At 71.3% G+C, this 20517-nt stretch carries 18 protein-coding genes; 4 read left to right on the top strand and 14 right to left on the bottom strand.

What is annotated here, in order from left to right; translation table 11 throughout:
• Positions 1 to 8: 8 nt before the first annotated feature.
• The 11 genes from GB932_RS07595 to GB932_RS07545 form a co-directional block, all read right to left on the bottom strand.
• Positions 9 to 1361, bottom strand: coding sequence for an aminomethyl transferase family protein (locus GB932_RS07595; protein ID WP_156760073.1), 1353 nt, complete (start codon positions 1359 to 1361; stop codon positions 9 to 11).
• Positions 1362 to 1497: 136 nt separating this feature from the next.
• On the bottom strand, positions 1498 to 2748 hold the full coding sequence (locus GB932_RS07590) for an ABC transporter substrate-binding protein (protein ID WP_156760072.1): 1251 nt from the start codon (positions 2746 to 2748) through the stop codon (positions 1498 to 1500).
• Positions 2745 to 3872, bottom strand: coding sequence for a branched-chain amino acid ABC transporter permease (locus GB932_RS07585; protein ID WP_156760071.1), 1128 nt, complete (start codon positions 3870 to 3872; stop codon positions 2745 to 2747). The genes GB932_RS07590 and GB932_RS07585 overlap by 4 nt, the downstream gene beginning before the upstream one ends.
• Positions 3869 to 4753 (bottom strand): branched-chain amino acid ABC transporter permease, encoded by an 885-nt coding sequence (locus GB932_RS07580; RefSeq protein ID WP_156760070.1) that lies wholly within the window; start codon positions 4751 to 4753, stop codon positions 3869 to 3871. The genes GB932_RS07585 and GB932_RS07580 overlap by 4 nt, the downstream gene beginning before the upstream one ends.
• A complete protein-coding gene (locus GB932_RS07575) occupies positions 4750 to 5604 on the bottom strand; it encodes an ABC transporter ATP-binding protein (protein WP_156760069.1) in 855 nt (284 codons plus the stop codon). Before GB932_RS07575 ends, GB932_RS07580 begins: the two co-directional genes overlap by 4 nt.
• Positions 5601 to 6362 (bottom strand): ABC transporter ATP-binding protein, encoded by a 762-nt coding sequence (locus GB932_RS07570; RefSeq protein WP_156760068.1) that lies wholly within the window; start codon positions 6360 to 6362, stop codon positions 5601 to 5603. Before GB932_RS07570 ends, GB932_RS07575 begins: the two co-directional genes overlap by 4 nt.
• A gap of 2 nt (positions 6363 to 6364) precedes the next feature.
• Positions 6365 to 7528 carry an MBL fold metallo-hydrolase gene (locus GB932_RS07565; RefSeq protein ID WP_197517374.1) on the bottom strand — a complete coding sequence of 388 codons (1164 nt, stop codon included), beginning with the start codon at positions 7526 to 7528 and terminating at the stop codon, positions 6365 to 6367.
• A gap of 117 nt (positions 7529 to 7645) precedes the next feature.
• Positions 7646 to 8824 (bottom strand): acyl-CoA dehydrogenase family protein, encoded by a 1179-nt coding sequence (locus GB932_RS07560; RefSeq protein ID WP_156760067.1) that lies wholly within the window; start codon positions 8822 to 8824, stop codon positions 7646 to 7648.
• On the bottom strand, positions 8821 to 10425 hold the full coding sequence (locus tag GB932_RS07555) for an AMP-binding protein (RefSeq protein WP_156760066.1): 1605 nt from the start codon (positions 10423 to 10425) through the stop codon (positions 8821 to 8823). Before GB932_RS07555 ends, GB932_RS07560 begins: the two co-directional genes overlap by 4 nt.
• Positions 10426 to 10428: 3 nt before the next feature.
• Positions 10429 to 11334, bottom strand: coding sequence for an SDR family oxidoreductase (locus GB932_RS07550; RefSeq protein ID WP_231916060.1), 906 nt, complete (start codon positions 11332 to 11334; stop codon positions 10429 to 10431).
• Entirely contained in the window at positions 11331 to 11792 is a 462-nt protein-coding gene (locus tag GB932_RS07545) for a MaoC family dehydratase (protein ID WP_156760065.1), read from the bottom strand. The genes GB932_RS07550 and GB932_RS07545 overlap by 4 nt, the downstream gene beginning before the upstream one ends.
• Positions 11793 to 11904: 112 nt before the next feature.
• Here GB932_RS07545 and GB932_RS07540 point away from each other — a divergent pair, with 112 nt between their 5' ends.
• Complete coding sequence (locus GB932_RS07540) at positions 11905 to 12702, top strand: IclR family transcriptional regulator domain-containing protein (protein WP_156760064.1); 798 nt, start codon at positions 11905 to 11907, stop codon at positions 12700 to 12702.
• Positions 12703 to 12708: 6 nt separating this feature from the next.
• On the opposite strand, the gene GB932_RS07535 is transcribed toward GB932_RS07540, so the two are convergent.
• Both GB932_RS07535 and GB932_RS07530 read right to left on the bottom strand, forming a co-directional pair.
• Complete coding sequence (locus GB932_RS07535) at positions 12709 to 13833, bottom strand: NDMA-dependent alcohol dehydrogenase (RefSeq protein WP_197517373.1); 1125 nt, start codon at positions 13831 to 13833, stop codon at positions 12709 to 12711.
• A gap of 14 nt (positions 13834 to 13847) precedes the next feature.
• Complete coding sequence (locus GB932_RS07530) at positions 13848 to 15290, bottom strand: aldehyde dehydrogenase family protein (protein WP_156760063.1); 1443 nt, start codon at positions 15288 to 15290, stop codon at positions 13848 to 13850.
• 114 nt (positions 15291 to 15404) lie between these two features.
• Between GB932_RS07530 and GB932_RS07525 the strand changes: the two genes are divergently transcribed.
• The 3 genes from GB932_RS07525 to GB932_RS07515 are packed head-to-tail and all read left to right on the top strand — an operon-like array spanning position 15405 to position 18999.
• Positions 15405 to 17126 carry a dihydroxy-acid dehydratase domain-containing protein gene (locus GB932_RS07525; RefSeq protein ID WP_156760062.1) on the top strand — a complete coding sequence of 574 codons (1722 nt, stop codon included), beginning with the start codon at positions 15405 to 15407 and terminating at the stop codon, positions 17124 to 17126.
• On the top strand, positions 17123 to 18472 hold the full coding sequence (locus GB932_RS07520; protein ID WP_197517372.1) for an FAD-dependent oxidoreductase: 1350 nt from the start codon (positions 17123 to 17125) through the stop codon (positions 18470 to 18472). Before GB932_RS07525 ends, GB932_RS07520 begins: the two co-directional genes overlap by 4 nt.
• Before the next feature lie 53 nt (positions 18473 to 18525).
• Positions 18526 to 18999 (top strand): MarR family winged helix-turn-helix transcriptional regulator, encoded by a 474-nt coding sequence (locus GB932_RS07515; protein WP_156760061.1) that lies wholly within the window; start codon positions 18526 to 18528, stop codon positions 18997 to 18999.
• Positions 19000 to 19050: 51 nt separating this feature from the next.
• On the opposite strand, the gene ligM is transcribed toward GB932_RS07515, so the two are convergent.
• Positions 19051 to 20454, bottom strand: a complete 1404-nt coding sequence (gene ligM, locus GB932_RS07510) for a vanillate/3-O-methylgallate O-demethylase (protein WP_156760060.1) — start codon at positions 20452 to 20454, stop codon at positions 19051 to 19053.
• Positions 20455 to 20517 lie beyond the last annotated feature (63 nt).

Raw genomic sequence — 20517 nt, 5'->3', positions numbered from 1 at the left:
CGCGGGGCTCAGCTCGCCCGGTAGCTCTCCCGGGCGAAGCGCGAGTACGGCGCGGGTTCGACCCGCGCGCGGATCTCGACCTGGCGGTGCGGCTCGACCTGCGGCTTGCGCGACACCGGATCCTCGCCCCACGTCACCGTGACCTCGGTGCCGGGTTCGGCGTGTGCGGCGTCGACGCTCGCGAGCGAGACGAAGACCTGCTCGTTCGTGATGTACCCGGCATCGTGGGAGATGCCGACGTCCGCCCCGCCTGCCCGCACGCGGTCGACCTGGTAGAGGCCGTACCGCGCCTTCGGGAAGTCGATGTACTTCGCGGGCGTGCCCTCTTCGTACAGCGTGCGCTGGGCCGCCGCGACGTCGTCGGCATCCCACACGAGAGTGACCTTGCGGCGCGGCGGATCCGCGGCGAAGCGCTCGAGCGCCGCGCGCCCGATGAAGTCGTGGTCGAAGGACACGTTGCGGTCGTAGCCGAGGTCGTAAGGCGTGAGGTAGTAGTCCTCGATGTCCTCGGACAGGAGGCTGCCCGCGAGCGATCCGGCGCGCTCTGCGGGGAGCCAGGCGCGGTACCGGTCGGTGTCGGTGCCGGAGAAGATCGCGGGGAGCGGCGACGGCACCCATGCAGACTCGAGGTTGGCCGAGGAGTATGCCTTCGAACCGACCCGCACGAGGCCGAACTCCTCGCCCGCGGCGAGCAGGGACGACAGCACGCGCTCGCCCTCCGCCCACGGGCCGAACAGCTCGAACCCGGGCTGCCCCGCCATGCCGTGTCGCAGGGAGCGGACGCGGAGCCCGTCGATGCGGAAGTCGGCCATGTGGAAGAAGCGCGTCGCGGGGACCGGCTCGCCCGTGACCTTCTCCATGACCGCGAGCGCCCGCGGACCCTGCAGCTCGTACCGGTACAGCGCGGGGTCGCCCTCGCGGACGAGGGAGTTGCCGTCGCGCGTGAACGACACGTCGACGTCGCCCGTCTCGCCGTGGAACTGCAGCCAGTCGATCACCATCGGGTGCCCGACGAGGTCGAACTCGCCCTCATCGAGGTGGAAGAGAATGGCGTCGCCGATGAGGTATCCCTCGTGGTTGACGGCGACGAACTGCTTCGCGCGGCCGGGGCCGAAGTTCGCGAAGCTGTTGACGCCGACGCGGCTGAGCAGGGCGAGGGCGTCGGGGCCGGTGATGAACAGATCGGTCATGTGGTGCGACTGGTCGAGCAGGGCGACGGATTCGCGCCAGGCGCGCTGCTCCGACCGCCAGTTGCTGAACTCGGGGCTCACGGGGAACACCGTCGGGTGCGCCTGCGCGCCTCGGAGGAAATCGACCGCGCCGGAGGTGCGCTCGAGCGCGGCGGCGAGTGATTCGGACATGTGAGAACTCCTTCGTTCCGGGCGGGTGTGCTGCTCACGCTAGCCAGCAGAACGCATGATGTGCGCCGACCAGCATGAGCAGTGCTGATAGATCAGAACGCACTGCTCATGCGAAGGAGCGGCAGCGCCCCCCGCCTCAGAAACCCGGCCCGCGGCCCTGCGGCGCCGCATACATCGTGGCGAGGGCGCGGAGGCTGCCGGGCGCCTCGGGGTCGTACGCGAAGATCGCGGATGTGTCGGGCTGCATCCGGTCCGGAGCGGGACCGTAGGTCATCGGGCCGTTGAGCCCGAGATAGTCGATCTCGTCGAGGGCCGCCATCGCCTCGATGAGGCCGGAACCCGACAGGTCACCGAGCTCGACGGCCTTCTCGAGGATCGTGGTGGCCGTGATCGCCTGCATGAAGCCGTAGACGTTCTGCGTCGTCGGCGTCTCGCTGAGCTGCTCCGTGAGCAGCCGGATGCCCTCGATCGAGGTGTCGTCGAGGTCGCCCGCGAGGCCCGTGACGACGAAGTTCTCCGCGAGGTAGTCGGAGATGTCGGTGTCCTTGAACGACTGGGCGATGGCGAAGAACTCGGCGAGCCAGGTGGGTGAGTAGTTCAGCTGCGTCGCGGCCGCGACGAGGTTCGGCACGTTGTTGGTGGCGCCGCCGAACACGACGACCTCGCAGCCGGCGTTCTTCAGCGTCTGCACCTGTGCCGTGAATGCGGCGTCGGTCGGGGCGAACTCCGTCTTCGGGCCGACCTCGAAGCCGAGCTGCTCGGCGCCGTGCTCGAGCCCGTCCTGGCGGGCCTGGCCCGACTCGTCGGCCTGGATCATCGAGCAGACGACGGAATCCATCGAGATGTCGCCCTCCTCGAAGAGGTACGAGAGCGTGTTCCACGCGTTCGACTGGTACGACGTGAAGGTCATCCCGAGGTTCTCCTCGGTCGTGAAGCGGGAGCTCTGCGTCGAGGGGAGCGCGACGGCCTCGTCGCGTTCGAGGATGGGCAGGAGCGCCTCCGTGGAGGCGTCGCCGAGCACGCCCGAGAACATCACGACGTCGTCCTTGATGCGCTGGTATTCCTGCACGGCCAGCTGGGGGTTGTACTGGTTGTCGGCGGTGATGACCTCGACCGGGTACTCGCCCGCGACGCCGCCATCGGCGTTGACGAGGTCGTAGTAGGCCTTCTGGCCGGCGACCTGCTCCTCGGACGACGGGGCGAGGGGGCCGCTGAGCGCGGTCATCTCTCCCACGTGGATCGTGCCGTCGTCGATGTCGAAGCCGGGCACCGACGCGAGGACCGTCTCGCCGTCGTCGGTGTCTCCGGTCGGGGCCGTCTGGACGGCGCACGACGTGAGCAGGAGGGCCGACGCCGCCGCGGCGGCACCTGCGAAGCGGAATCTCATGAGCTGTGTCCTTCGTTCGATGCGGTGAGGGGATCGGATTCGGTGCCGCGGCGGGTGCGGCGCGAGGGCAGGCGGAAGAACGAGACGAGCCCCTCGCGGCGGTACAGCAGGAAGACGACGATGAGCACGCCGTAGACGATGAGCCCGAAGCTCGACACGCTCACGCCGCCCCGCTGGCCCGCCTGTGAGATGAACGGCAGGAAGCCCGAGAGCCAGATGGCGAGCACGGGGACGAGCCCGATGAAGAGGGAGCCGAGCACCGGTCCCCAGACGCGCGCGAGACCGCCGATCACGACGATCGCGACGTATTGGATCGACAGGTCGAGGCCGAAGTTCTCGGGACGGATGTACTGCAGGTGCACCGCGAGGAGGCCGCCTGCGAGGCCGCCGAGGACCGACGAGACGATGAACGCGTTCATCATCGTGGGGAGGCGCCTGACGCCGAGCACCTCGGCGGCGAGGTCGTGGTCGCGGATGGCCTGCATCGCCCGCCCCGAACGCGAGCGAACGATGTTCGCGATCGCGAGGAGGACGAGGGTGAGGATGCCCCAGCACAGCAGGAACATGCCCTGTTCGCGGGTGAGCAGGAAGGGCCCGATCCGGAGCGCCGTGAAGTCGATCGGTCCGATCGACGCCTCCGCTGTGACGACGGTGCCGTTGAGCCCGCCCGTCAGCGCCGGCAGGTTCCGCGCGGCGTAGATGCCGAGGAACACGAGACCCAGAGACACCATCGCGAGGTAGGGCCCCTTGAGGCGCAGGGCGAACGGTGCGACGACCGCGCCGAGCAGCCCCGCGAAGATCGCCGCGAGGGGAAGCCACACGAGGAACGGCAGCCCCAGCTGCCCGCCGAAGAGCTGTCCCGAGAACGCGCCCGCGCCCACGAAGAAGGCGTGGCCGAGCGAGATCTGGCCCGCGAATCCGGTGAGGAGGTTCAGGCCGGACGTCGCGATCGCGGCGATCGCCGCGGTCGTGAGCACGGTGAGGATGTAGCCGTCGGCCACGTTGAGCGGCACGGCGACGATCGCGACGGCGAACGCGATGGCGAGAGCCTTCTTCAGTGCGCCGTCGAACAGGCGCGGCGCGGACCGTGCGCCGCTGCGGTCGAGGGCGGATTCCGCGGTCATGCGCGCCTCACCTGCTTCCTGCCGAACAGCCCCGCCGGTCGAACGAGGAGGATCGCGAGCATGACGATGTACGGCACGACCTCGGCGAAGCCGGATCCCCAGCTCTCGGGGACGACGAACACCGCGACCTGCTGTACGACGCCGATGATGAGTCCGCCGATCACGGCGCCCATCGGCGATTCGAGCCCGCCGAGGATGATCACGGGCAGGGCGAGGAAGGCGTACACCTCGAGCCCGGGTCGGACGCCGCCGCCGACCGTGGTCGCGAGGACGACGCCGCCGAAGGCGCCGAGCGCGCCCGCGATCGCCCACGAGATGCCGAAGAGGAAGCGGGTGCTCACGCCCTGCGCCCGCGCCGCCTCGTCGTCGATGACGGTCGCCCGCAGGCTGAGGCCGATGCGGGTGAAGCGGAAGAACAGGAAGAAGCCGAGGACGAGGACGGCCGTGATCGGGATGAGCACCGCGTCGCGCGCCGTGATGCCGATCCCCGCGACGCGCAGGACGTCGAGGCCCCATGGATCGTTCAGGTTGAGCGAATCCCCTGGCCAGATGGCGGTCACGACCGGTCCCACGGCGATCGTGACCCCGAATGTCGCCAGCAGCGCCGCGAAGTGGTCGGTGATGCGGTGGACGACGAGGGCCTCGAGGACGACGGCGAACGTCGCGACGAGCATCATCGAGACGATGACGCCGATCCAGAAGGGCATGCCGAGCTGGCGGATCAGGGCGTACGCGAGGTAAGCGCCGAGAACGACGAAGCTGCCCTGCGCGAGGTTGAGGATCCCCGATGCCCGTGCGACGACGACGAAGCCGAGCCCGAGCACGGCGTACAGGCAGCCGAGGGCGATGCCCGAGATGAGGATCTGCAGTGCGTCGGTCATCGCAGGCCGCCGTTCCCTGTCGTGTGCCGCGGGGCGTGCACGGCGAGGTTCCCGGTGCGGGTGGGGTCGTCGGTCTCCTCCGACTCGTCGCCGAGGTAGGCGGCGATCACACGCGGGTCCGCGATCGCCGCGCGCGGCTCCTCGATCGTGATCGCGGTGCCGAAGTCGAGCACGAGCGATCGGTCGCCCAGCCTGGTGACGAGGCCCATATCGTGCTCGATCATGACGACGGTGAGGGACAGCTCGCGCTTCGCGAGGAGGATCCAGTCGGCCAGGTCGTTCGTCTCGTCCTCGTTCATGCCGGCGGCCGGCTCGTCGAGGAGCAGGAGCCGCGGCTCCACGGCGAGCGCGCGGGCGAGCTCGATCCGCTTCTTGATCCCGTACGGCAGGTCGCGGATCGGGCGCCGCAGATAGTCGCCGAGCCCCATGAGGTCGATGAGCGGCTCGCACGCCTCGCGCGCCCGGCGCTCCTCGCGTCGCGCCCGCCCGAACCAGACGGCGCCCGTCAGGACACCCGAGCGCGTCAGCCGATGCCGGCCGAGCACGACGTTGTCCATGACGTCCATGTGCTCGAAGAGCGCGAGGTTCTGGAAGGTGCGGGCGATGCCGAGCCCGGCGAGATCCGTGCGCTTCGCCGCGAGGAGGGGATCCCCGTCGAACGTCACAGAGCCCGCGGTGGGTTCGTAGATGCGACTGATGACGTTCAGGAGCGATGTCTTGCCGGCGCCGTTCGGGCCGATCACGGTGAAGAACTCGCCCTCCCGCACGCCGAACGAGATGCCGCGCAGGATGCGCAGGCCGCCGATCGTGAGCTCGACGCCGCGCGCCTCGAGGAGGGCGGATCCGCTCATGCCGCCGCCTCCGCCCCGAGCCCGAGCAGCAGCCGGTGCAGCCCCTCGTCCGCGCGCAGACCGTCGGCGTCATCCTCGTGCACGATGCGGCCGTGCTCGATGACGTACCCGCGGTCGGCGACGGAGAGCGCCATCGTCGCGTTCTGTTCGATGAGCAGCACGCTCGTGCCCGTCTCCCGGATCGCGCGGATCGTGTCTCTGACGAACGTGACGAGCTTGGGCGAGAGGCCGAGCGTCGGCTCGTCGAGGATCAGGAGACGCGGCGACGACATCATGGCGCGGGCGACGGCGAGCATCTGCTGCTCGCCGCCGGACAGGAGCCCTGCCGCCTGGTCGCGGCGCTCCGCGAGGCGGGGGAAGAGCTCGAGCATGCGCTCGCGGTTCTCGCGCAGCTGCGGCCTGCGCACCGTCGCGGCGCCCATGTCGAGGTTCTCGACGACGGACATCGCGCCGAAGATGCGTCGGCCCTCGAGCGCCTGCGCGACACCGTGTCGGACGATCGCACGGGACGAGCGGCGGGTGATCTCGGTGCCGAAGCTGGCGATCCGGCCGCCCGTCACGGCGCCGCCCTGTCCGGGCAACAGACCGGTCACGGCGCGCGACAGCGTCGACTTCCCCGCGCCGTTGAGCCCCATGAGCGTGACCACCTCGCCAGCCGACACACGCAGGGAGAGGTTCGTCAGCGCCGTGATCGAGCGCCCGTACCGCACGCTCAGCCCGTCGACGTCCAGCGCGGCGGGTGCCGCGTGATCGTTCATCGTCAGAGTCCGAGGGGGATCTCGTCGAGGTCGCGGCCGACGATGAGCCTCCCGCTGAAGCCGCGTCCCGCCTTGCGGTATTGCGGCACCGGGCCGTCGCCGGGTACGAGATGGTTGAGGACCAGGGCGCGGGCGCCGGCCGCCTCGGCGACGGGGCCGACGTCCTCGATCGTCGTGTGCGACTCGAGGAGGTGCTTCAGCGTGGCCTCCTGCGCGGGCGTGCGGGGTTCGGGGAAGCGCGCCTCGGCCCACGCACGGTCGATGACCTCGTGGACGAGGACGTCGGTGTCCTGGGCGAGCTCGATGAGGTTGTCCGACGGCGCCGTATCACCCGAGAACGTCACCGAGCCGGTGTCGGTGTCGAAGCGGAACGCGAACGCCGGGAACACCGGCGAGTGCTCCACGAGCGTCGCCGTCACCCGCACTCCGTCGTCCTCGTGGACGAGGAAGGGCCGGATCCTGGGCATCGGGGCCGCGTCGACCGGGCCGTCGATCTCGCTCGGAAGGGTGATGTCGTGGGGCGCGAACGCGGCGCCCGGGTCGACGCCGCCGCTGCCGCGAAGGCGCTCGTTGAGGTCCTGCGCGAACGCCTCGATCGCGCGGCTCGTCATCGTCACGGTCCCCGGCGTGGGGTCTTCCGGCGCGATCACCGGCGGCTCGTCGCGATCGCCGAGCACCGGCGGCAGCCCGCCTCGGTCGCCCGGCCCGTAGATCGGCACCGGCGCCGACGGATCCGTGATCCCGTTCCACATGCCGTTGATGATCAGCGACCCGAACTCCGACAGGTGATCGGAGTGCATGTGGGTGAGGAAAACGCCCGCCAGGCCCGAGAGGGGGCGCGCGGCGGGCCCGGTGGAGGTGCTCAGCTGCGCGGCCGCGACCTGGCCGAGGGCGCCGTGTCCGAGGTCGACGAGGTAGAACGCGTCGCCCACCACGACCGCTGAGGAGATCCCGGCGCGGTCGCCGTAGACGGTGGGACCGCCGGCGGTGCCGAGGAGGACGAGCGTCGCGCCGTCGTCGCGGGGGCGTCTGGTGGGTCGGGTCGCCGGCTGCGCGGCCGCGCCGGTGGTGGCCGCGGTCGCGAGACCGGCCAGGGTCGTGACGCCGGCGGCCTTCATGAGCTGCCGGCGCGAGAGACCGGCGGGGGTCGGAGCATGATCGTGCATGGCTGTTCCTCTCGTCATTGAGATCGAGCCGCGTTCACGGCTGCGGGGGTCAGCGTGTCGGGTGCGGACCATTCTCAGGGAACCTGAGAATGAAATCAAGGTTCGTCGCGGGATTCGTCACCGTGTGAACGCGCTGCGGCCCGTGAGGGCGCGCCCGACGATCAGGGTGTTGATCTCGCGCGTCCCCTCGAAGGTGTACATCGCCTCGGCGTCCGCGAAGAAGCGGATGGCGTCGTTCTCGAGGAGGATGCCGTTGCCTCCCATCGCCTCTCGGGCGAGCGCGACCGACTCGCGCAGGCGATCGGCGGCGATGAGCTTGACGAGGCTCGCCGACACGTCGTCGTCGATCGGGTGCGTCGTCGTGCGCACCGCGAGGGCGAGGGTCTGGGCGATGTTCGCGACGATTCGCACGAGCTTGTCCTGGACGAGCTGGAACCCCGCGATGGGGCGGCCGAACTGCTCGCGTTCGTCCGCGTATGCGGCGGCCGCCGCGTATGCGCCGAGCTGCATCCCGGCCGCGCTCCACGCGATGTCTCCGCGCAGGGCGCGGAACGCGCGCGTGATGTCGGCGAATCTCTCGATGCGGGGGAGTCGGCGCCCCTCCGCGACGAGCACGTCGTCGAACGACGCATCGGCGTTGTGCACCATGCGCGTGGCGCCCTTGCGCGCGATGACCCGCCGCGTGACGCCGCGCGCGTCGGCGGGCACGACGAACGCGAGGATGCGGTCGCCGTCCGCCTCGCGCGCGACGACGACGAGGTTGTCCGAGATGGTGGCGTTGCCGATCCAGCGCTTGCGTCCCGTGATCCGCCATCCGTCGGCGGTCCGACGGGCGGTCGTCTCCATGCCGCCGGCCACATCGGATCCGTGGTCGGGTTCGCTGAGCGCGAAGCATCCCGTGAAGGTGAAGTCGAGGATCCCCGGATCCCACGCGGCGATCTGCTCCGGGCTGCCGCCCGCGTGCACGAGGGTGCGGAACATGCCGACCTGACCGCCGAACGTGATCGACATCGCGAGATCGAGACGGCTCAGCTCGACGGTCACGAAGCCGCGGTACAGGCGGCTCGGTCTGCCGTCGTCGCCGAGGACAGCCGGGTCGTCGAGGAGCCGCAGATCGGCGAGGGGGCGGCGGAAGTCGGCGAGCGAGTCGCCGCGCTCCCACCGGTCGACGAGGACAGGGCGCACCTCGGACTCGAGGAAGGCGCGGAGCTCGGCGAGCTTCGCGCGCTCGGCGCGCGTGAGGTCGCGGGCGAACGCGAGCAGGTCGCCCGGGTAGTCGGGCCCGACGCCCGTCACGATGGTCGCTCCCGATCGCGCACGACATCGTTCCGCAGCCGGCCGATGTCGACCTTCCCGGTCGGCGTGCGGTTCATCGCCGGGCGGAACAGGATGTGGCGCGGGCGCTTGTATCCCGCGAGCTGCGTGCCGACGTGCGCCATCAGCTCGTCAGAGGTGACGTCTCCGCTCGCCTCGACCACGGCCGTCACGATCTCGCCGAATCGCGGGTCCGGCGCGCCCAGCACGACGGCATCGGCGACGGCGGGGTGGCTGAGCAGTGCCTCCTCGACCTCGAGGGGGTACACCTTCTCGCCGCCCGTGTTGATCACACCGCTCCCGCGCCCGAGGAACTCGATGTGGCGATCGTCCTCGACGCGCACCCAGTCCCCCGGCACGACGTGGCGCACGCCGCCGATCACGGGGAAGGTCGCGCGGGTCTTCTCCTCGTCGCCGTGGTAGCCGAGCGGGAGCGCCCCACGCTGTGCGAGCACGCCGAGCGCGCCGGGACGATCCTGCACCTCGTTCATCTCGTCGTCGAGCACGACCGCTGTCGGGTACAGTCGCGGCCTCCCGGGGAGGTCGTCGACGCCGGTCGTCGTCGTGACGGCGAAGCCGCCGCCCTCCGTCGAGGCGAGCAGGTCGAAGATCGTGAGCTCGCCGAGCAGGTGCAGGCGCCTCTTCGTCTCGGGGCTGAACCGCATCCCGGAGCTCATGACGCTCGTCACCGTCCTCAGGCCGGCGCCGATCGCCTCGGCGGCGTCCGCGAGGGGGATCGCGACGGCGTCGCCCGCGACGATGATCCGCGTCGCCGCCTGGTCGTTCGCGAAGCGCACGACGGCGTCGGCGTCGAACCGCGGCGACGACGTGATCAGGACCGTGCCGCCGAGCGTGAGTGTGCTCATCGACGTCGTCAGCGCGGTGCCGTGCATGAACGGCGCGATCGGCAGGTTCACCATGCGGGGCGTCGCGGGGTCCGTCGCGATCGCGGCCGCGTCGGCGGCCGTCCTCGGCCACGGCAGGTCCGCGAGCGAGTACGTCGAGACCATCTGCACCTCGAACATGTCCTGCTCGTCCCAGCGCACGGCCTTCGGGCGCCCCGTGGTGCCGCCCGTGTAGATCCAGAGCTCGCCGTGGTCCGGCACGCGCTCGGGGAGGGGCGCCTCGCCGGTGACCGCGTCTGCCCACGGGATCGCCCCGGCACGCGCGGCGGGCGGGGCCTCGTCGGCGACGGCCACGAGCAGCGGATCCCCGGACGCCTGCGCGACGGCGTCGTGCGCGACGTCGGCGAGCGAGGTCGGGTAGATGAGCGCGGCGGCGCCCGAATCGTCCAGAAGCGCCGCGGCCTCGCCGGCGCGGAACCGGAAGTTCAGGGGGACGGGCGTGATGCCCGTCGCGAGGCAGGCCAGCAGGGTGATGAGGAACTCGGGCCGGTTGTACAGCAGCATCGCGACGGCGTCGCCACGGCGGACGCCCCGGTCCGCGAGGGTCGCGGCGAGCGCGCCCGCCTCACGCACGAAGCGCGCGTACGTCCAGGTCGTGCCCCCGATCTCGCGGATCGCGATGCGATCCGGTGCGGCGTCCGCGACGGCCCGCCACACATCGGCGTAGTGCCCGCGCATCGGTCAGGCACCCTGCGGCCCGGACGCCTGCGCCAGGTCCGCGAGCTCGTCTCGCCACGAGGCGTCGATCTGCGCGGGCGTCCAGCCGCCTTCGCGGTCGAGCGTGCGCAGCACATGCGGGTGGGCGTACAGGGTCAGGCGGTCGCCGCCGATGCCGATCGCCTGGCCCGTGACCGACTGCGCCCGCTCGGACGCGAGCCAGACGATGAGCCCCGCGACGTCGTCGGGTGCGCCGAGCGCGTGGTCGCGGCGGTATTCGGTGGGGATGCCTCTGCCGGCCACGTAGTCGTCATAGACCTGCGTGTACGCAGGGATCGTCGCCGTCATGGGCGACAGGGCGGTGGGGATCACGGCGTTGGCGGTGATCCCTGCGCGGGCGAGCTCGAGCGACCACGTGCGTGCCATGGCGACGAGGCCGGCCTTCGCGGCCGCGTAGTTCGTCTGCCCGAAGCTGCCGAACTGGCCGGCGGGGGAACCGATCAGGACGATGCGCCCCGCGACGTCGTTCTCGCGCATCCAGCGCGCGGCGGCGCGGCCGCACGTGAACGAGCCGCGGAGGTGCGTCTCGATGACGGCGTCGAAGTCGTCGTCGCCCATCTTCCACAGCACGCGATCGCGCAGCACGCCCGCGTTCGCCACGACGGCGTCGAGGCGGCCGAACTCGGACACCGCGGCCTCGACGAGCGCATCGGCGGTCGATGTCGGACCGACGGGCGCGACGACGGCGGTCGCGCGACCGCCCTGCTCGACGATCTCCGCCACGGTCTGCGCCGCGCTGTCCCCATCGACGTCGTTGACGACGACGGCGGCGCCGGCGGCGGCCAGCGCGAGCGCGTAGGCCTTCCCGAGGCTGCGGCCGGATCCCGTCACGACGGCGACGCGGCCGTCGAGTCGGATGTCGGCGCTCACCGGTAGTACCTCAGCACGAGCTCGGCCGCGCACGCGGGCTTGTCGGATCCCTCGACCTCGAAGGTCACGGCGTTCACGATCTGGTAGCCGCCCGTCACCTCCGTCACCTCGGTCACCTCTCCGCGCACGCGGATCCGGGATCCCACGGGGACGGGCGCGGGGAAGCGCACCCTGTTCATGCCGTAGTTGATGCCCATGCCGACGCCCGTGACATGGAACACCTCGCGCATGAGGGGGACGACGAGGCTCAGCGTCAGCAGCCCGTGCGCGATGCGGGTGCCGAACGGAGTCGCCGCCGCGAACTCCGCGTCGATGTGGATGGGGTTGTCGTCTCCCGACACCTTCGCGTAGAGGTCCACCTCCTCCTGCGTCACCTCGTGCCAGCCGGAGGGGCCGAAGCTCCGCCCGGCCAGCTCGGGCAGGTCGTCGATCGTCACGGAGACTGCCGTGGCTGTCATCGTTCTCCTCTTTCGCCTCGTCGCGATGGGGCTTCATCGCCCTCAATCTCAGGCTACCTGAAATAGAAATCGATGACAATGCTCCGGCTCGGAGGGCGCCTAGGATGAGCGCGTGACCGCAGAGCGTACGGACCGATCGCGCGACCGCGTGCAGAGCATCGAGCGGGGGATCGCGGTGCTGCGCGTATTCGACCGCGGCCAGGCCCTCCTGTCCTCGGGTGAGATCGCGGCGCGCTCCGGGCTGCCGCGCCCCGTCGTGCGGCGGATCCTGATCACCTACGAGCACCTCGGATACGTGCGCGGCGACCGCGGGCTGTGGCGCCTGACCCCGCGCATCCTCGAACTCGGCGCCGCGTACTTCGCCGACTCGTCCCTGCCCGAGATCGCCCGCAGCGCGATGGACGACGTCGTGCGCCGCCTCGGCGAGACGTGCAGCCTCGGGGTGCTCAGCGGGGCCGACGTGATCCACGTGGCGCGATCCGAGGATCACCGACCCCTCCCCGGATCCGTGCGCGTCGGCATGCGCCTGCCCGCGTCGGCGACGGCGGCGGGGAAGGTCCTCCTCTCGCAGCTGTCCGACGCCGAGCTCGATGCCGTGGTCGGCGAGATCGACTGGGAAGCGCACACGCCGTCGACGCTCACGGGAGAGCATCAGCTGCGGCGCCGGCTCGACGCCGTGCGTGCGCGGGGATTCGATGTGTCGATCGAGGAGCTGAACCCGGGCATGGTCGCCGCGGCCGTGCCGGTGCGCGCCGCGGGCGACGTCATCGGCGCCCTCGGGGTGTCGTCGACGACGGTGCGGCAGGACGAGGCCTCGCTGACGCGCGATGTCATCCCTGTGCTGCGAGCGGAGGCGGAGCGCATCGCGGGCGCATATATGGCGGCGAACCCGCAGCTCTACCGCGGGTGAGGAGGCTCAGAAGAGGATGCCGCCCCGGATGTTCCGGCCCTCGATCATGTCGCGGTACCCCTCGTTGATGTCGTCGAGCGCGTACATGCGCGTGATCAGCTCGTCGAGCTTGAGCATGCCCGCCTCGTACATCTGCAGCTGGCGCGCGACGTCGGCCTGCGGGTTCGCGTGCCCGTAGATCGTCCCCTGGATGCGCTTCTGGTACCGGGTGAGCTCGAGCGGGCTGATCGGCATGCTCGTCTCGCTGTCGGGGGCGATCCCTGTGACCACGGCGACGCCGCCCTTCCGGATCGCGGCGACGGCCTGCGCGACGTGCTCGCCGGAAACCACGCCGACCGTGACGATCGCTCGGTCGGCGCCCTGCCCGTTCGTGATGGATCGCGCGAAGTCGGCGGCGTCGTCCATGTCCGAGAAGGCGTGCGTCGCGCCGAGGGAGAGCGCGGCATCGCGCTTGAACTCCACGGGGTCGACGGCGATCACCGCGACGGCGCCGGCATGGTGGGCGCCCTGGACGGCGTTGATGCCGACGCCCCCGACGCCCATGACGATGACGACGTCTCCCGGCTCGGTCTCCGCCGCGTAGACGGCGCTGCCCCAGCCGGTGCCGACGCCGCATCCGAGCAGCCACACCTTCTCGAGGTCGACGTGCGCCGGGAGGCGGATGGCGGAGTCGACCGAGACGAGGGTGTGCTCCGAGAAGGAGCCGACCTGGCACATCTGACCGACGTCGGTGCCGTCCGGCAGTGCGAAGCGGAAGCTCCCCTCGTCGTCGAAGCGGTGCCCCGCCAGCAGGTACCGCCCGCGATCGCAGAGGTTCGTCATGCCGCCCGCGCACCAGCGGCACGAACCGCAGCTGGGGATCCAGGTGAACACGACGGCGTCGCCGACCGACCAGCCCGGGGTGTTCGGTCCGACCGCCTGCACGACGCCCGTGCCCTCGTGGCCGCACACCATCGGCAGGTGGCCGGCCACGCTGTCTCCGGTCATCATGTGGTGATCCGAGTGGCACATGCCCGCGGCGACCATCGTCACGCGGATCTCGTTCGGGCGCGGATCATCGACGACGACGTCGGCGATCTCGAACTCTCCCGGTGCGGCGCGGACGATGGCCGCGCGAGACGTGATGGGCATCGGTTCTCCTCAGGTCAGCGGAACACGGACGTGCTCTCGCGGTAGTTCTCGATCGCATCGGGCCCGAACTCGCGCCCGAGACCGGAGTCCTTGACGCCGCCGAACGGTGAGCCGAGGTCCGGACGATAGCCGTTCACGCCGATCGAGCCCGTGTGCACGCGCCGGGCGACGGCCAGGGCACGTTCCTCGTCGGCTCCGTAGACGGCGCCCGCCAGCCCGTATCCGGTCGCGTTCGCGATCCGCACGCCCTCGTCGAGGTCGCGATACGGGTGCACCGTGACGGCGGGGCCGAAGATCTCCTCCTGCGCGATCGGGCTGTCGGGGGCGGCGCCCGTGATCACGCGCGGGGTGAAGAAACAGCCGCCGGTCGGGGCCGGAGTCTCACGCGTGTGGACCGCGGCGCCGGCGGCCGCGGCGGCGCCGACCATCTCCGTCACGCGCGCGAGGGCGCGTTCGGAGACGAGCGGGCCGACCTCGGTGCGCGGATCCTTCGGGTCTCCCATGCGCAGATCGCGCGCGAGGTCGACGAGCGCGTCGACGACCCGCGGATACCGCGACTCGGGAACGAGGATGCGCGAGAGCGCGACGCAGTTCTGGCCCGTGTTGCCGAACGACGCGGTGCGCAGGCTGCCGACGACGACGTCGAGGTCGGCGTCGTCGAGAAGGATCGCGGCGGACTTCCCGCCGAGCTCGAGCGTCGCGGGGATGAGCCGCGCGCCGGCGACGGATGCGATGTCCCTGCCGGCCGCGGTGGATCCTGTGAACGCCACCTTGTCGACGCCGGGGTGCGAGACGAGCGCGCGCCCCGTCTCGGCGCCACCCGTGACGATGTTGATGACGCCGGGAGGGAGCCCGATCGCCCGGGCGGCGTCGGCGAGCGAGAAGATGTCGAGGGGCGACTCGGGCGCCGGTTTGATCACGACGACGCAGCCGGCCGCGAGCGCGGGCCCGAGCTTCAGGGTCGTCGACGACTGCGGGTGGTTCCACGGGACGATGAGGGCGGCGACGCCGAGCGGGCGGCGCAGATGCAGCGAGCTGCCCTCGCGGTCGACGTTGACCCGCTCCTCCTCACCCGAGAGCGTGCGGGCGAGTCGCGCGTAGTAGCGCAGGTGCTGCACGGGCCGGATCCCGTTCATGTAGCCCGCGACCGTGGCGGGCTGCCCGATCTCGTCGGTCACGAGGGCCGCGCTGTGGGCGGCGTTCCGCTCGATCTCGTCTGCGAGCCGGTCGATCCAGTCGCCGCGCTCGCCCGGCGGCAGGCGCGGCCAGGGCCCGTCGTCGAACGCCGCGCGCGCCGCCCGGACGGCGCGGTCGACGTCCGCGCGCCCGCACGCGGGGGCGCGGCCGAGGACTGAGCGGTCGAACGGGTTGCGCACGGTGAGCGCGTCGTCGCCGTTCGCGCGGACGAGCTCGCCGCCGGCGAAGAGGGTCTCCCGGATCGTCATCGAGTCAGGCACGCGGCGAGGCTAACACCGAGACCGGATCCCAGGGAACACATTGCGACAAAGCGACCGCTATGCGTACACTCCGGGTGGCGATGCGGCCCGTCACACGGAGACGACGAGGAAGCCATGACCGAACTGCGCAGCAACTTCTCCGACACCTCGGCGCTCGGAGTCGCGCGCCGCGCACAATGGAACGCGCTCGGCATCCGCGCCGACGAGCTGACGAAGCCGAAGGTCGCGATCGTGAACACCTCGTCCGAGCTCGCCGTCTGCTTCGCGCACCTCGACGACATCGTGCCGGTCCTCAAGGACGAGCTGCGCGCGCTCGGCATCCTCCCCTTCGAGATCCGCACCACGGCGCCGAGCGACTTCATCACCAGCGCCGGGCGCGCGGGACGCTACATCCTGCCCAGTCGCGACCTCATCGTCGACGACATCGAGGCCGTCGTCGAGGGCGCGAGGCTCGACGGGATGATCTGCCTCAGCTCGTGCGACAAGACGACCCCGGCCCATCTCATGGCCGCAGGGCGCCTCGACATCCCCACCGTGATCGTCCCCTGCGGATACCAGCACAGCGGCCTCGCCGAGGGGCGCGAGGCCGACGTCGAGGAGGTGTTCCTGCAGGCCGCGCAGGCCGCCGTCACGGGCGCGCCCGCCGACGACCTCCCCGATCTCGCGGACGACGCGATCCACGGGCCGGGGGTCTGCGCAGGCCTCGCGACGGCGAACTCGATGCACATCGCGGCCGAGGCGCTCGGCATGGCCGTGCCGGGATCCGCCCCCGTGCGGGCGAACGGGCCGCGGATGTGGGACGCCGTGCGTCGCTCGGCCGCGGCGCTCGCGGACATGATCGCCCGCGGCGCGCGCCCGCGCGACATCATCACGGCCGATGCCGTGCGCGACGCGGCACGCGTCATGCTCGCGATCGGCGGATCCATGAACACCATCAAGCACCTCCAGGCGATCGCGCACGAGGCGCACGTCGAGGTCGACGTGTGGGAGGAGTTCCGCACGCTCGGGCGGCAGACGCCCCTCCTGTGCGCCGTGCGCCCCAACGGGCCGTGGCTGACAGAGCAGTTCGAGGACGCCGGGGGCGCCGCCGCGATCGTGCGGGAGCTCATGCCGCTCCTCCACGGGGATCGTCCGACGATCACAGGGCGCACCCTCGCGGAGAACGCCGCGGCGGCGAATCCCGCCGACGGCGAGGTCATCCGCACGATCGACGATCCGTTCGGCACGGATCCCGCCATCACGGTGCTCCGCGGATCCCTCGCCCCTGGGGGAGCGGTCGCCAAGCGCCCCGTCCCCGACACGGGCGAGAAGCGGTTCCGGGGGCCGGCGCGCGTCTTCACGAGCCGCGAGGACGCGATCGCCGGCATCTCGGACGGGCGGCTGCGCCCCGGCGACGTCGCCGTGATCCGGGGCATAGGCGTCGTCGGCGGCCCCGGGCTCGGTCTCACCTCGGCGTTCGTGTTCGCGCTGCACGCCCGCGGACTCGCCGACAGCGTCGCGCTCGTGACCGACGGACAGTTCAGCGGACTCGTCAACCAGGGCGTCACGATCGGCGAGGTGTCGCCCGAGGCCGCGGCGGACGGCCCGCTCGGGCGCGTGCGCGACGGGGATCCGATCGCGATCGACCTCGCGGAGGGGACCGTCGACCTGCTCGTCCCCGACGACGAGCTGGCGGCGCGGCCGCCGTACGAACCGCCCGCCGATGCCGACACGGGCGGCGGATACCTGGATCAGTACCGCGCGCTGGTCCAGCCGCTCGCCTGCGGCGCCGTCCTCTGCGCGCGGGCGGCCGGGACGTGCGACCGCGACGCCGCGGCGGAGAGGCGGATCGCGTGAGTACGGGCACCGTGCGGCTTCCGGCGCGGGATGTGCCGGTCATCGGCGAATACGATGTCGTCGTCATCGGCGGCGGGCCGGCCGGGATCATGGCCGCGACGGCGGCGGCGCGTGCGGGCAGCGCGACCCTGCTCATCGAGCGGTACGGCTTCCTCGGGGGCGCGGGGACGATGGGCGGGCTCAGCACGTTCTGCGGTCTGCACGCCCGCGTCGGCGGCGGCGACGTGCGCGTGATCCGCGGGTATGCGGACGAGCTGCTCGAGCGGCTCGACGATCTCGACGGGCTCAACGCGCCCCACCTCTCGGTCGCCGACCGGATCATGGCGCAGGCGTTCGACATCTCCGCCTACAAGATGGCGGCCGACGACCTCGTCGTCTCGAGCGGGGCGGAGCTGCTGTTCCACGCCAGCGTGCAGGGCGTCGTCGCGGGCGACCGCGGGATCGAGGGCGTCGTCGTGGAGTCGAAGTCGGGCGCCGGTGTGGTGCGCGGGCGATTCTTCGTCGACGCGTCGGGCGACGCCGACGTCGCCGCACTGGCCGGCGCGCCCTACGAGCGCTCGCCCCACCTGCTGTACCCCTCGCTCATGTTCCGGATCAACGGCGTGCGGCCCGACGAGGCGGGCGACGCCTGGGTCACCATCCGCGGGCTCATGGAGGACGCCGAAGCCGCGGGAACCCACCGCTTCCCCCGCAGGAAGCCCATCGTGCGGCCCCAGCGCAACCCGCTCGAGTGGCGATCGAACCTCACGCAGCTGTCGAACGAGGACGGATCCGCCATCGACGGCACCGACGTGCGACAGCTCACCCGCGGCGAGATCCAGGGGCGGCGCCAGGTGCGGGAGACCTTCGCCTTCATCCGCGAGCGCACGCCCGGATTCCAGGACGCGTACGTCGTCGACATCGCGCCGCAGATCGGGATCAGGGAGACCCGCCGCATCGTGGGTCCGTACCAGCTGACCGAAGACGACGTCCTGGGCTGCGCTGACTTCGACGACGCTGTCGGCGTCAACGGCTGGCCCGTCGAGGCGCATGTGCGGGGCGACGTCGAGTTCCGCTTCGCCGCAGAGGGATCGCGTGGCTTCAACCAGCTGCCGTACCGGATGCTCGTGCCGCTGCGCGTCGACAACCTCCTCGTCGCGGGGCGCTGCGCGTCGATGACGCAGCGCGGGCAGTCCTCCGGCAGGGTCACGGGCCCCTGCTTCGCGATGGGCCAGGCGGCCGGGACGGCCGCGCACCTCGCGCTCGCCGGCGGCACGACCGCGTCCGGAGTGGACGTCGCCGAGCTTCAGCGCCGCCTTGCCTCCGACGGCGCCTACCTCGGCGTCGGGCCCGCGCCCGCGCCGTAGCGCCGCCCCCTGCCCTCGGGATGCCATAGCCTGAACGGGCACGAGGGGGCGGCATGGATCACACGAACTTCACCTACGTCATCAAGCAGATCGAGCTCGCGCTGCGTCCGATGATCGAGAGCGCATGCGCGTCGGCGGGGATGACGACGGCGCAGTTCACGGCGCTCACCGTTCTCGAGCGCCGCCCCGGCATCACGAGCTCGGAGCTCGCGCGGCGTTCGTTCGTACGCGCGCAGACGATGGCGCAGACCATGGATCCCCTGCTCGAGGCGGGGCTCGTGCGGCGCGAGCGCGACCCGGCTCATGCCCGCCGCCTGCTGCTGTCGCTCACAGACGAAGGGCGGGCCGCGATCGCGCGCGCTCAGCCCCCCGTCGACGCCCTCGAGGAGCTCATCCGGAGCAGCTTCTCGGAGAAGGAGAGCGCGGAGTTCGCCGACTATCTGCGCCGCGTGCGGCACGCGCTCGCCGAGGGGACGCCGCACCCGGTCGCCACCGGATCTGTGAGCGAGAGCGCCTCTCACGGGTGAGCATCCGCAGGGACGCTCACCCGCGAGGAGGATGCTCGCTCGCCGGCGGGGTCAGAGCTTCCCGGTCGACCGCCAGCCGCCCTGGTAGGTCTCGCGCGCGACTGTCGCGTACGGCACAGGGCTGACGATCGCGCGGACCTTCAGCTGCGTGTGGGGCTCGACCGTCGTCTTGCCGGATCCGCCGTCGGGCTCGCCCCAGACGACCGTCACCTCGGCGCCCTCCGGCACGTCGCGGTCGACCGTCGCGAGCGACAGCCCGCGCTTCTCGTTCGCCGTCACGCCCGTGAACAGCGACAGCCCGATGTTCTTCCCGTCCGCGTCGAGCACGGCGTCGAAGTTGCTCGATCCGTAGTTCGCGTTCGGCAGATCGAAGAACTGGTAGCCGTCGCCGTCGCGGTCGAGCACGGAGGTGAGGATCTTCCCGAGGTCCTCGTCGTTCCAGGCGAGGGTGACCTTTCGGCGCTGCTGCTCCGGGTCGATCTTCTCGAGCGCCTCGCGGCCGATGAAGTCGTGATCGAACTTCACGAAGGATCCGTAGCCCAGCTCCCACGGATTGAGGTAGTAGTCCTCGATGTTCTCGGAGACGAACGACCCCGCGACGGCGTTGATGGCCTCGTAGCTGTTCGCCGGCAGCCACTCGCGATACGCGCGCTCGGCCTCGCTCGAGTAGATGGCGGGCAGCGGCGAGGGGATCCATCCGGACTCGAGCGTGTTGGACGAGTAGGCGCGGGATCCGCAGGGCTCGATGCCGAACTCGGCTCCGGCGGCGAGGATCGCGTCGCGGATCCGGCCGTGGTCCTCGTACGGGCCCCACAGCTCGAGGCCCGGGGCGCCTGCCATGCCGTGGCGGAGGGTCCCCACGACGGTGCCGTCGATCTCGAGCTCGCCCAGGCGGAAGAACTTCACCTTCTCGAGCGTGCCGCCGTTGAGCTTCTCGATGATGTCCCACGCGCGCGGGCCCTGGATCTGGAACCGCCAGTACTCGCGCGTCACGGCCGCGCCGTACGGACGCGAGGGGGAGCGGTCGTCGTAGCGCCACTCGACGTCGTAGCCGCCCGTCTCGGCGTGGAACTGCAGCCAGTTCGCGCCGGGCGCGCGCCCGACGTAGACGTAGTGGCCCTCGGTCTCGTGGAAGAGGATCCCGTCGCCGATGACGCCGCCGTTCGACGCGGTCGGGACGAACTGCTTCGCCATCCCGACGGGGAAGTTCGCGAAGCTGTTGATGCCCGTCTCGCTCAGCAGGCGCAGCGCGTCGGGGCCGGAGACGAAGAAGTTCACCATGTGGTGCGTCTGGTCGTAGAGGACGGCCGCGTCGCGCCAGGCCTTCTGCTCGCGCCGCCAGTTGGTGAACTCCGTCGGGACGACGGGGTAGATGTACGTGCCGAGCTGCGAGTTCCGCAGCAGGTCCACGGTGTTGCCGCTGCGGTCGAGCAGCTGCTGCAGGGTGTCGGCCATGGGGGCTCCTTGACGTCGTTGTCTGATGACGAGCGTAGCGCTCGATCACCTATGTGGATAGGT

This window comes from Microbacterium karelineae, from assembly GCF_009745985.1.
GTDB lineage: Bacteria > Actinomycetota > Actinomycetes > Actinomycetales > Microbacteriaceae > Microbacterium > Microbacterium karelineae.
Note: the sequence above shows the minus strand (reverse complement) of the source record. Positions and strands in the feature narration are given on the sequence as shown.